Origin of the sequence: Streptomyces sp. NPDC000075 (assembly GCF_040301925.1) — a bacterium.
Lineage (GTDB): Bacteria > Actinomycetota > Actinomycetes > Streptomycetales > Streptomycetaceae > Streptomyces > Streptomyces polychromogenes.
Genome location: NZ_JBEPFL010000008.1, coordinates 151,072 through 162,122 on the forward strand (window position 1 = coordinate 151,072; position 11,051 = coordinate 162,122).

Annotated in this window: 12 protein-coding genes; 7 read left to right on the forward strand and 5 right to left on the reverse strand. The window is 72.9% G+C overall.

What is annotated here, in order from left to right; translation table 11 throughout:
- Positions 1-275: 275 nt before the first annotated feature.
- Together ABT403_RS12585 and ABT403_RS12590 are read left to right on the forward strand one after the other, a co-directional pair.
- The gene (locus tag ABT403_RS12585) at positions 276-1,256 is read left to right on the forward strand and encodes an SDR family NAD(P)-dependent oxidoreductase (protein ID WP_344158694.1); all 981 of its coding nucleotides are present in this window, start codon (positions 276-278) and stop codon (positions 1,254-1,256) included.
- Complete coding sequence (locus ABT403_RS12590; protein WP_344158692.1) at positions 1,253-1,831, forward strand: TetR/AcrR family transcriptional regulator; 579 nt, start codon at positions 1,253-1,255, stop codon at positions 1,829-1,831. Before ABT403_RS12585 ends, ABT403_RS12590 begins: the two co-directional genes overlap by 4 nt.
- Positions 1,832-2,633: 802 nt before the next feature.
- Here the strand turns inward: ABT403_RS12590 and ABT403_RS12595 are convergent.
- From ABT403_RS12595 to ABT403_RS12610, 4 genes are all read right to left on the reverse strand, one after another.
- Entirely contained in the window at positions 2,634-3,107 is a 474-nt protein-coding gene (locus ABT403_RS12595) for a hypothetical protein (RefSeq protein ID WP_344158690.1), read from the reverse strand.
- A complete protein-coding gene (locus ABT403_RS12600) occupies positions 3,104-3,682 on the reverse strand; it encodes a matrixin family metalloprotease (RefSeq protein WP_344158688.1) in 579 nt (192 codons plus the stop codon). Before ABT403_RS12600 ends, ABT403_RS12595 begins: the two co-directional genes overlap by 4 nt.
- 171 nt (positions 3,683-3,853) lie before the next feature.
- Positions 3,854-4,156 (reverse strand): winged helix-turn-helix domain-containing protein, encoded by a 303-nt coding sequence (locus ABT403_RS12605; protein ID WP_344158686.1) that lies wholly within the window; start codon positions 4,154-4,156, stop codon positions 3,854-3,856.
- The gene (locus ABT403_RS12610) at positions 4,156-4,608 is read right to left on the reverse strand and encodes a hypothetical protein (RefSeq protein WP_344158684.1); all 453 of its coding nucleotides are present in this window, start codon (positions 4,606-4,608) and stop codon (positions 4,156-4,158) included. Before ABT403_RS12610 ends, ABT403_RS12605 begins: the two co-directional genes overlap by 1 nt.
- A gap of 300 nt (positions 4,609-4,908) precedes the next feature.
- On the opposite strand from ABT403_RS12610, the gene hemC reads away from it, so the two are divergent.
- Positions 4,909-5,868: a hydroxymethylbilane synthase gene (hemC, locus tag ABT403_RS12615; RefSeq protein WP_344158682.1), complete on the forward strand. Its 960-nt coding sequence runs from the start codon at positions 4,909-4,911 to the stop codon at positions 5,866-5,868.
- Positions 5,869-6,121: 253 nt separating this feature from the next.
- Positions 6,122-6,490, forward strand: a complete 369-nt coding sequence (locus ABT403_RS12620; RefSeq protein ID WP_344158680.1) for a VOC family protein — start codon at positions 6,122-6,124, stop codon at positions 6,488-6,490.
- Positions 6,491-6,507: 17 nt separating this feature from the next.
- Here ABT403_RS12620 and ABT403_RS12625 read toward each other — a convergent pair whose 3' ends face one another.
- Complete coding sequence (locus tag ABT403_RS12625; protein WP_344158678.1) at positions 6,508-6,939, reverse strand: NUDIX hydrolase; 432 nt, start codon at positions 6,937-6,939, stop codon at positions 6,508-6,510.
- A gap of 271 nt (positions 6,940-7,210) precedes the next feature.
- Between ABT403_RS12625 and ABT403_RS12630 the strand changes: the two genes are divergently transcribed.
- From ABT403_RS12630 to ABT403_RS12640, 3 genes are all read left to right on the forward strand, one after another.
- Complete coding sequence (locus ABT403_RS12630; RefSeq protein WP_344158676.1) at positions 7,211-8,032, forward strand: SCO4651 family lipoprotein; 822 nt, start codon at positions 7,211-7,213, stop codon at positions 8,030-8,032.
- Positions 8,033-8,136: 104 nt separating this feature from the next.
- Positions 8,137-10,407, forward strand: coding sequence for a serine/threonine-protein kinase (locus tag ABT403_RS12635; protein ID WP_425580185.1), 2,271 nt, complete (start codon positions 8,137-8,139; stop codon positions 10,405-10,407).
- A 346-nt stretch (positions 10,408-10,753) separates the two neighbouring features.
- The gene (locus tag ABT403_RS12640; RefSeq protein ID WP_344158674.1) at positions 10,754-10,951 is read left to right on the forward strand and encodes a hypothetical protein; all 198 of its coding nucleotides are present in this window, start codon (positions 10,754-10,756) and stop codon (positions 10,949-10,951) included.
- The last annotated feature ends 100 nt before the right edge of the window (positions 10,952-11,051 follow it).

Sequence of the window (11,051 nt, forward strand, 5' to 3'; positions counted from 1 at the left end):
GCACCCCTGAGCTCGCCAACGAACCTGAGCGGTGTGCGGCGTCCGGCTGAGATCGCGGCAGGCACCCCGGGCGTACCCCTGGGGCAGATGCCGGGTGTTACGCCGCATCACGAAAGTCCCCAGGCATGCATCTGTCTGCCGTCGGCGGGCGGACTGCCGCCATCGCTACCGCTACCGATACCGCCGAAGCCTCAAACGGATAGCTCATCCGCATGTGTGCTACCGTCCAGCTAAGCGGATGATCTATCCGGTTGATTGCTGAGGCGGAGGGGTGCATGAAGAAGACAGCAGTGGTCACGGCCGGAACAGGGGGCATCGGCCTGGAGACGGCGCTGGGGCTGGCCGGCGCCGGGTTCGCGGTCACGGTGGTCGGGCGCGACGCCGGACGGGGAGCCAGAGCCGTCGAGCGGATCAACGCGAACGGCCCGGCGCATCCGGCCCGGTTCCTGTCCGCGGACCTCGCCTCGCTCGACCAGGTACGTGCGCTCGCCCGGACGATCGCGGCCGACCACGCCACCTCGGGCGAACCGCTCACGGTGCTGGTCAACAACGTCGGGGCGATGTTCGCCGAGCGTCAGACCCTGGGCGGTGTCGAGGCGTCGTTCGTCGTCAACCACCTCTCGCCCTACCTGCTGACCGAACTGCTGCTGCCCACGCTCACGGCCGGTGCGCCGAGCAGGATCGTGAACGTGACGTCGGGCGCGGTCACCGTGGCCAAGCGCGTGTTCGACGCCGTCGAGCCGCCGGGCGGCTACTACGGCTTCCACTGGTACGGTCGCGCCAAGCTCGCCAACCTGGCCTACACGCTGGACCTGGCAGACCGGCTGGACGGCACCGGCGTCTCGGTCTTCGCCGCCGATCCCGGAGGGGCCGCGACCGACATGACCAACGGCACCATGACCGACCCGAAGATCGTCTCGCCCGCCCTGCGAGTGCTGTGGCCCCTGGTGCGCCGCACCTTCGAACGCTCGACCTCGGGTCCGGCGTCCGCCGCAGCCAGGCCCTCCATCGCGGCGGCCACCGACGAGACGCTGACGGGCCGAACCGGCATCGTCATCGGCGCCCAGGCGCACCCGGTCGCCCCGCACCGGGCGGCGGCCGACCGCCGCGTCGCCGAGGCCGTACGCCGGCTCAGCGAACGGCACGCGCCGCTCCCCCCGCCTGAGCGTCGTTCGCGCGGCACGGCGCGGGGCGGCGGGTACCCGGCGGGCGGCGGAATCATCCGGATGAACCATCCGATTAGGATGGCCTCATGACGACGCCTCTACGCAAGGACGCGGCCCGCAACTGGCAGCGGATCGTCTCCGTCGCCCGCGACCTGGTCGACGAGGGCACCCCGTTGCAGCTCAACGACGTCGCGCGCCGGGCCGGGCTCGGCGTCGGCACCGTCTACCGTCACTTCGCCACACCCGAGGCGCTGCTGGAGACCGTCGCCGCGCCGTGCCTGGAAGCCCTGGCCGCCCACGGCCAGCAGGCGCTGACCGATCCCGACCCCTGGCGCAGCCTGACGGGCTTCCTCTTCCACACCGTCGAGGCGCAGGTCACCGACGCCGCCCTGCCCCCCGTCGCCGCCGCCGCCACGGACGCCGTGCCGCGCACCACGGAACTCAAGAAGTCCCTGGCGTCGACCGGCGCCACCCTCCTCGCCCGGGCCCGCGACGCCGAAGTCGTCCGCCCCGACCTCACCGCCGCCGACCTCGTCCCGCTCATGTGCGGCATCGCCCACGCCGTGGGCGTCCACGGCGGCACCCCGGCCGATCGGGTCGACACCGCACACCGCTACCTCGCCACCCTCCTCGAAGGCGTGCGCACCACACCACCGAGCGCGTAAGCGACCCGCCCCACGGTGTACCGGCGGCCTCCGTGGGTCACTGGCGTGGTCATGGCGGTCCGTCGAGGGCCCGCCCGCATTGATCGGAATGGCCGCACCATGGGACGATGCCGTCCATGACGAACCAGCGAAAGGGCTATGGCGCGTAGACGGCCAGGCCAGGTGCGCGCCAAGCTTGGCGCAGGCTCCGCCCGGGGCACGGCAGGAAGATCGTTTCTGGGGTCTCGGCGCGTGCACAGAGCGAGATTGCCACGTTCGAGGATTCACACGTGTGGCCAGGAGCCATCGCCGACGCGATGGCTCGGTGGGCCGGCACCGTTCACGGGTCCGCCCGTACGCTGACGGAACCACAGGCCCGCGGCTGCGGAGTTGAAGCGTGCTGTCCCTCTGACGCCCATCCGCGAGAGATGCTGAGCCTCGGACAGGGGGATGCCGCGTAGACGCCCCTCCGCCGTCCGGCCGGAATCCGGATCATGCCTGCGGTGCGGCAGCAGGCAGGACTACTGCGAACGCTTCGACGCGGCGCTGTGCGTGGTGTGCGACGAATGGCGCGAAGGCGTCTGCGGTGATGGTGCTTCCGCTTGCACGTATTGCCGACGACGGCCCGAACGACCGAGCTTCGCCTGGGAACACGGCGGCGGAGAAGCCGTCTTGCGCCGGGCGGCCCGGCTGGCCAACCGTCGATCGCTCTGGTCCTCGCGGAGGGGCCAGGTGACTGATGGGTGAGAGGGGTCGTGACGGTGGAACCGGCCGGTCCGCCGCGCTCCTGAGCGGCCCCCAACGCGGCGGGGACAAGTCCTGGCTAGTTCTGCGGGGCTTGGTGCAGGGCGGTGGTCCAGGTGGTGATGGCCGCGTCGTCGGCCGGGCGGGGGTCGGCGTCGTAGAGCTGGGCCACTCCTTCCTCGGGACGGGTGGCGGGGTTGGTGGCCCACATGTAGGTCTGGCCCACGAGGTATTTGTGTTCGGTCTCGTCGCTCTGGCTGACCAGCATCTCCCCTGCCGCGCTGCCCTTGAGGACGCGGTCGACCCGTACGCGGTAGGCGTCGGAGGGGAGGCCTTCGACGGTGCGCCGGCCGAGGTCTTCCAGGACGGTGCCGGTGAACACGGCGGTGGCCTCGGGGGCCACCAGGGCCGGGTCGGTGGTGTCGAAGGCGTGGACGGACTCGCTCGTGGCGTGTGCGGCGCGGTACTGGTTCCAGCCGAGCCAGGCACCGCCGGCCAGGGCTGCCGCAGCGCCGGCCGAAGCGGCGGCGACGAGGACTTTGTTCATGGTCATCCCCACAGCTGGTGGTAGGCGGTGCGGTCGGTGTTGGTGATCTGGTCGATGCCGGCACGTGCCGCTTCCCCGTTGTCGGTCCACATGATGGAGGCGACTCGGGTGCTCTTGTGGCAGAAGCCGAGGGCGTGGCCGAGTTCGTGGGTGGCGACGCGCCGGCGGTGCGCGGTGGTGCCGCGGGTGCCGCCGTCGTCGAGGTAGAAGCGGTTCATGGTGATGCTGTCGGTACCCGGCAGGCCGGTCCAGCGGGCCAGGACGTTCTTCCAGTCGCCGCCGCTGGAGCGGGTGTCGTTCCATTCCAGGTCGGCGATTTCCGAGGCGGTGTCCGGGTGGAAGGTGACCTTCTTGAGGTTGCCGCTCGTCCACTGGCCGACCGCGTAGGCGCGGGCGTCGTCGAAGACGGTCTCGTCCTCCCAGGCGATCACCCCTTGGTCGACGGACGACCGCCCGCGGGAGTCCTGTCCGGACGGCACGCACGTCTGCGGCGCCTGCTTGAGGGTCGGTCCGGGGTGCGGTAACGACAGCAGGACCGAGGCCACCGTGGCTGCCGCGAGGCCGATGGAGGAGTATGCCACTCCCGGAACATACCCTCTGCGATCACGCGAACACAAAGAGTGCCGTCCACGGGGATGCGGGGAGGGCGAGGAAGGGGCGCCACGGTTCTCACCGTCGCCTCCGGTGGGCGGCCGGGCCGCATCCGGGGTGGGGATGACGGCCGCCCGTTCGCCGCCCTGCCCGGATGCCCGTTATTCGACGGGCTTCCGCGCCGCCGCCACGATCCTCTCCAGCGCCGAGGCGTGCCGCTGGAACGCCTGGCGCCCGTGCGGGGTGAGGCGTAGGTGCATGTGCCGCCCTGTACGGCTCCGGGTCTTTCGGACCTCGACATACCCCGCGTCCGTCAGCGCGGTGACCTGCTTGGACAGGGCCGAGTCGCTGGTGCCCACCGCGTCCCGGACGAAACCGAAATCCACCCAGTCGGCCGGGGCCAGCAGTGCGACGACCGAGAGCCGTGCCGGAACGTGCAGGAACTCGTCGAAGTCGGGGTCCATCAGCCATGCCCCTTCCTGCGGATCACGTTCTCGGCGAACGGGCGCAAGGCGTACGAGGCGCCCACCGCGACCAGTGCGGTGGCGGCCGCGGCCAGTGTGTGCCGCGCCGGCAGGCCGAGGAAGTAGGCGGTGATCGCCATCGCCCAGAAGAACGCGAGGAGGGCCATCCCCGCGACCGCGTAGAACAGCGCCTCCGGAGCGGCGAGTTTGCGGCGGACGGCGGCCCGGCGCTGGTGCACGTACAGCCCACCCAGCGCCAGGGCGTTGCCCCCCAGGACCGCGGCCGTGTTCCACGGGTTCGGCAGATCGAAGGACGAGCACACGGCGAACAGGCCGAGCGCCGAAACGATCAGATAGGGACGGGAGTAGGCGTGCCGCATGTACGCGTCGTACGTCTGCTCCTGACGGTGCTGTATGGCGTTGAGGGCGGTCTGGGCGTCATGCGGGGTCATGGGTGGCGTCCGTGGTCGTCGATTTCCGAGTACTTTCCCATGAGGAAAGTAGCAGGTTCTTTCCTGGACGGAAAGAACCTGGGGAGATGGCGCGCCCTGACGGCCGGCCCGGCGCGCGGCCGCTGGGCCGTCGATCGGCCGACCGAGGCGTGACACCGCCGGGAGCGCGGCCGTTGGGCAGGCCGACGGCTTGAAGTGGGGTGGGTGAAGAGCATCTCGCGCATCCCTCCGCAGGCCCTCGCCCGCCTCCCGCCTACGGGCCGCCCAGCGCTCGTTCCCTCCACCCGGAAAGCGATCCCCATGACCTTCAGCAGCACCACCCGGCCTCTGCGACTGGGTACCCGCCCGAGTCCCATGGCCATGGAGCAGACCGGCCGTTTCGCCCGGGCCCTGCGCCTGCGCCACCCGGACCTCGAGCTCGACATCGTGGAGATCACCTCCGAGGGTGACCAGCACCGGGGGCCGCTCGCGGAGATCGGCGGGAAGGGCGCGTTCACCCGCCGTGCCGACCGGTACCTCCTCGACGGCAGGGTGGACGCGACGATCGCCTGCGCCAAGGACCTGCCCGGCCCCCACGACCGCGCCACCGGGATCACGGTCGGCGCGGTGCTGCCCCGTGAGGACGTCCGCGACGTCCTCGTCCTGCCCGCCGGTCACGCTCCCGCCACCCTGGAGCAGCTGCCGCCCGGCACCCGCGTCGCGACCAGCGCACCCCGCCGGGCCGCCCTCCTCAAGGCGCTCCACCCCCACCTCGTCCCCGTACCGGTGCGCGGGAACGCCGACACCCGCCTGAACGCGCTCGACGCCGGGACCCTGGGCGCTGACGCCATCATCGTCGCCCTGGCCGGCCTGCGCCGCCTCGGTCTCACCGACCGCGTCTCCCGGATCCTGGACCCCGCGGTGTGGCTCCCGGCCGCGGGCGCCGGCATCGTCGTCATCGAGCACCGCACCGACGACCCCGCCACCGCCGGCCTCCTCGCCCCCGTCACCCACACCCCGACCCGCGTCCTCCTCGACGCCGAGCGCGCCGCCCTCGCCGCCCTGCGGGGCGGTTGCCTGACCGCGGCCTCCGTCCACGCCACCCTCGACGAGGCCACCGGGAGCCTCACGGTGCACGCGGTCGTCCTCGATCCGGCCGGGGGCGCTCCGCTGCGCTCGGTGACCACCGGCCCGGCGGCAGACCCGGCCGCCGTCGGGCACCGCGCGGGAGTGCGGCTGCTGGACGAGGGCGCCGCCCGCCTGCTGGCGGTACGGCCGTGAGCGGACCGGCCCCGACCGGGCCGTGCTGGTGCCCGACGGGACGGCCGGTCGCCGGCCGTCGCGTCGGGCACCGGGGCCTGGATCACCGCGTGGACGTAGGACAACGGCCCACGCCTTCCCCCAGGTTCCCCCGTACTGCGACCAAGAGATGCCGAGCGGTACGCGCGCGGTCGGCCGTTTCCTCGAAACCCGCCGGGGCGGGCACCGCTTAGGGTGGGTGTCGGCAGTGCCCATCGACCGGCTCGGAGATGCCATGACCCTGCGGATGAAGTTGAGCGCGATAACGCTCGACTGTCCTGACCCACTGGCGCTGGCGGCGTTCTACGAGCAGGCCACCGGACTTGAACCCCACCCGAAGTCGGACGCCGACTTCGCCGGTCTGAACCGTGAGGACGGACTCTTCATCGGCTTCCAACGGGTTGCCGGCCACCGGGCGCCGACCTGGCCCGACCCGGCCGTTCCCCAGCAGCTTCACCTCTGCTTCGAGGTCACGGACCTGGACGAGGCGGAGGCCCGGTTGCTGGAACTCGGCGCGGGCAGGCCGGAACACCAGCCCGAGCGGGACCGGTGGCGGGTCCTCACCGACCCGGCCGGGCACCCCTTCTGCATCGCCAGGGGCTGACCGGGCGGGCACCGGGACTACCCGGGGAGGAGATCTCCGGCTTCGAGCGCCCGGCTCAGGACGGCGGAGATCTCTTCGGGGAGGAGGTTCAGAGCGGCGAGGGCGTCGGTGGTGAGGGGGACTTCCTCGAGGAGGTACTCGCCGCGGTCGTCTCGTGCGAACTCGGGCCCGGTGCGGTCGTCGAAGTTCCACGTCCCGACGCGGGCGAGGTAGAAGAACTCGGTTTCCCCCTTGGGGTTTTCCGCCGTGTGGAGCAGGCGGACGATCTGCGCGTCGGCGGCGATCTCCTCGCGGACCTCGCGCAGCAGTGCGTCCTCGAGGGACGCGTCGGTCTCCTCGACGCCGCCTCCGACGATGACCCGGTAGGGGGCGATGCCGGGGCGGATCCGCTTGATGACGAGCATGGTCTCGTGCGGGGTGATCAGGACGGCACGGACGCGCTGCTTCACGGGGGCTTCCTCCGGTCGTGGTCGGCTGGTGACAGCCTGTCGTACGTGACCAGCGGCGTCCACCTCGGCCCGGTCGCCCCGGTGCTCGTCCGCGACGGGGAGACGCCTGTCCTCGTGGCCGCGTCGCAGGTGGGAGCCGGTGGGGGCAGCGGGTGATGTCCGAGGCGCGTGCGATGATCCATCGATTCCGGCCTGCCAGGCGGCCTGCCGGGGATCCGCGGAGCGGCGTGCAGCCGGCGGACAGGCAACAGAGCGTGCAAAGGGTGGGGAAATGAAGAGCAGAACGACGACCGGTCTCGTCGCGGTGGTGGCCGTCGTGGCGGGGACGGCGGGCTGTTCCGCCGCGACGGTGGCGCGGAAGGCCGCGGACGAGTCGGCCGAGACGGTGGTCCAGGCGCTGTCCCACGTCTCGGACGAGGCCTCGAAGGCGGGCTCGGCCGAGATCAGCGCCACCATGGCCGGCCCGGCGACCGGTGGCAAGACGGTGACCATGAAGGGCCTCTACTCGTGGGGCGACGGCGGTCTGGCCATGGAGACGGCGATGCCGGCCAAGGACGTCCGGATGGAGCACCTGGTCAAGGACGGCACGGTCACCGTGCGCCTCGTGAACGGCTCCTACTACTACCGGGTCGACCCCGTGGACAGTGGCCCGTACGCGGGCAAGTCCTGGCTGAAGGTCGAGGCGGCCGCGGTCGTCGGCGAGCAGGGCGCGGCCGGTATGGCCCAGGGGCAGGGTGACCCGACGGCCGGTCTCAAGGGCCTGAAGTACGCCAAGGACGCCGCCTGGGTGGGCGTGGAGAGCGTCAACGGGAAGAACACCAAGCACTACCGGGCGTCGATCCCCGCGGCCAAGATGGGCTCCGCCGCCGACGACATGCGCAAGACCCTCGGGCTTTCCGGCGACGTGGTCATGGACGTGTGGCTGGACGAGAAGGGCGCCCCGGCCCGGCTGAACCAGGTCATCGGGACGACCAGCATATCGCTCGACTTCCTGTCGTTCGGAGGCACGCGGACCGTCGAGGTCCCGCCCGCGGCCGACGTCGCGGACCTGACCGCGGTCTACAGGGAGCAGAAGGAGGGCAAGGCGGCCTGAGGGCCCGTCCGGGCGCGAGGGTGACGATCGGATCCCGGCGGGAGCCGGGGCTACCCTGATTCCGGTCCGTACGTCAGAGGGCGGGGATGGCGGGGGTTGGGAACGTGACGTTGCGGGACGATGATCCGCGCGCGGTCGGCGGCTACCGGCTGGAGGGCCGGCTCGGCGAGGGCGGGATGGGCGTGGTCTACCGCGCGCGGTCGCTGTCGGGGCGGGAGGTCGCCGTGAAGGTCATCCGGCCGGAGCTGGCCGGTGACCCGGCGTTCCGGCAGCGGTTCCGCCGGGAGGTGGCGGCCGCCCGGCAGGTGAGCGGGGCGTTCACCGCGCCGGTGGTGGACGCGGACGCCGACGCGGAGGCGCCGTGGCTGGCCACCCTGTTCGTGACGGGGCCCTCGCTCGCCGAACGGGTGCAGGGGCGGGGCCCGTTGCCGGCGGCCGAGGTGTGGAGGCTGGCGGCCGGGCTGGTGGAGGCGCTGCGGGACATCCACCGGGTGGGGCTGGTGCACCGGGACCTGAAGCCGGGCAACGTGCTGCTCGCACCGGACGGCCCCCGGGTCATCGACTTCGGCATCGCGCGGGCCGTGACCGGCGCCGACGCGGAGGCGACGGCGCTGACCAGGACCGGCGTGGCGATCGGTACGCCGCCGTTCATGGCGCCGGAACAGTTCCGGCAGGGTGAGGTGGGACCGGCCGCGGACGTGTTCGCCCTCGGCTCGGTCCTGGTCCACGCCGCCACCGGCCACAACCCGTTCAACGGCGGCGACTTCCACGCCGTGAGCTTCCAGGTGGTCTACGAGGCCCCGGACCTGACGGGCCTGCCCCCGGAGCTGGCCCCGCTCGTCGAATCCTGCCTGGCCAAGGCCCCCTCGGCGCGCCCCACCCTCCCCGAGCTCCTCACCCTCCTGGCGGCAGGGCCGTCCCCGGCGGGCGGAACCGGCGCTTCCGCCGCACCGGCTCCGTCGGCCGGCGCCGCCTTCCCGGTCCCGCCGGCCGGCGTGGCCCAGGCGCCCGACGGTGTCTTCGGGCCCCCGCCCGTGATCACCGCGGCTCCGCCGCCGGCGCCCGTCGGGGCGGGCGTGCCGCCCCTGCCCGGCGGGCCCGAGCCGGCACGGGACGCGGAACCTGTGGACCGGGACCGGGACCAGGACCGGGAGTCGGAGCGGGACCAGGACCAGGACCGGAAGCAGGAGCAGGCTCAGGCCCGGGAGAAGCTCGACTGGCTGAGGCGGGAGGTCGAGGCGCCCCGGCGCCGGCGGCGGATCAGGGTCGCCGTGGCCGTGGCGGCCGTGCTGGCCATGGGCGTTGGCGGGATCGCGGCCTGGCAGCAGTTGCGGGACGGCGGTGAGGGGGGCCACGGCTCCGCCCGGGCCTCCGGAGGCGCGAGCTCCGGTGCGAGCGCCCCCGCCTGTGGGCCCGACGGGGCGGTCAGAGCCGCCGGGGCAGGTTCCTTCAAGGTGGCCATGGACCACTGGGCGGCCGGTTACCAGACGGCCTGCCCCCGCGCCCGGGCCGACTACGCGCCCATCGGGACCGGCGCCGGAATCCAGCAGTTCAAGGACGGCTCGGCCGACTTCGCCGTGGTGGACCGGCTCCTGACGACGGACCAGGCCGCGGCGGCCGCCGCCCGGTGCCCCGGTGGGAAGCCGGTCCAGCTGCCGATCGGCGTACTGCCCGTGGCCGTCGTCGTCAACCTGCCGGGCGTGGACGCGCTCACCCTGGACCCGTCCACCCTCGCCCGGATCTTCCGCGGCCAGATCACTCGCTGGAACCATCCGGAGATCGTGGCCGTCAACCCCGGCCGGCTGCTGCCGGACACGGCGATCCGTGTGGTCACCCCGACCGGTGAGTCCTCCACGACGCTCGCCTTCACCCAGTACCTCTCCAAGGTCGTCCCCACCGAGTGGGGGAGCATCCCGCAGTCCTCGCTGGCCGCCGTCAACGGGGGCCCGGGGGTGTCGAGCGCGCTCGTGGCCCAGTCGGTCAAGCAGACGGCCGGGGCCGTCTCGTTCACCTGGTCGGGGGGCGAGGCCACGGGCCTGACCACGGTCCGGCTGGCGACGGGTGCTCCCGAGCCGGTGGACGTCGGCACGGATTCGGCCACCAAGGCGGTGGCCACCGCCCAGATCACCGGCACCGGGGCCGATCTCGCCCTGGAGCCGGACTTCACCACCAAGGCCGCGGGCGCCTATCCGATCGTGCAGATCGGGTACGCCGTGCTGTGCGACCGGGGTAACGACGGCGCCGCCCTGGCCCGTGCGCGGCCCTTCCTCGGCTCCGTCGTCGCCGAAGGCGACGGGGCCGAGCAGAGCGGCTACGGCAAGCTGCCGCCCGCCCTCGCGGAGAAGGTCCGCACGAACCTCGCCACCCTCGGCTGAGCGCGGGGCGCCGGGCGCGGGAGCCGCGCGGCCGGCACCGCTTCCACCACCTCGACCGGCCAGCTGGCCGAGGTGAGCGAGTGGCTGCATCCGTTCGAGCACCACTGGAGGCAGCGACTTCGGGCGGCCCTGACCGATCCCGAGCTGCACGCCCGCTGGTGGGCGGCCGGTGACATCAAGCCGGTCGTCGGACACCGGCGCGACCCTCGCCGAAGCCGCCTGACGCCGGGCGGGCCGGGCCGGTGGCGTGTTCGCCGGTGTTCGTCTTCGTCCCCGCGAGCCCCGGCGAACGCCGACTCCGCGACATTCGACCACGCCAACACCCGCCGGATTCCGGGAGCTTGTCGTGACCGTCGCCGTCGTCCTCCTCACCACCGCACTCGTCATCGTCCTCGCCCTGCTGGCCGGCGCCGCCGCGGGCAAGCTCGCCCGCGTGGACGGCGCCACCTACCCCGCCGCCCTCACCCGCGCCGCCACCGCCTTCGCCGCCGTCATCACGCTCGCCACCCTCCTGACCACGGCCCTCACCTCCCTGTTCAACTGAGCCGAGCTCCGCGCCGCGCGGACACCGACGAGAGCCGGAGGAGGTGTGTTCGCCGCGGCCCGGCCGGGGATGATGAACACCTGCGAACACGCGGGGCGAG

Coding starts and splice junctions, on each gene's coding strand:
- ABT403_RS12585 (WP_344158694.1), top strand. CDS start 276: ATGAAGAAGACAGCAGTGGTCACGGCCGGAACAGGGGGCATCGGCCTG.
- ABT403_RS12590 (WP_344158692.1), top strand. CDS start 1,253: ATGACGACGCCTCTACGCAAGGACGCGGCCCGCAACTGGCAGCGGATC.
- ABT403_RS12595 (WP_344158690.1), bottom strand. CDS start 3,107: ATGACCATGAACAAAGTCCTCGTCGCCGCCGCTTCGGCCGGCGCTGCG.
- ABT403_RS12605 (WP_344158686.1), bottom strand. CDS start 4,156: ATGGACCCCGACTTCGACGAGTTCCTGCACGTTCCGGCACGGCTCTCG.
- ABT403_RS12610 (WP_344158684.1), bottom strand. CDS start 4,608: ATGACCCCGCATGACGCCCAGACCGCCCTCAACGCCATACAGCACCGT.
- hemC (WP_344158682.1), top strand. CDS start 4,909: ATGACCTTCAGCAGCACCACCCGGCCTCTGCGACTGGGTACCCGCCCG.
- ABT403_RS12620 (WP_344158680.1), top strand. CDS start 6,122: ATGACCCTGCGGATGAAGTTGAGCGCGATAACGCTCGACTGTCCTGAC.
- ABT403_RS12630 (WP_344158676.1), top strand. CDS start 7,211: ATGAAGAGCAGAACGACGACCGGTCTCGTCGCGGTGGTGGCCGTCGTG.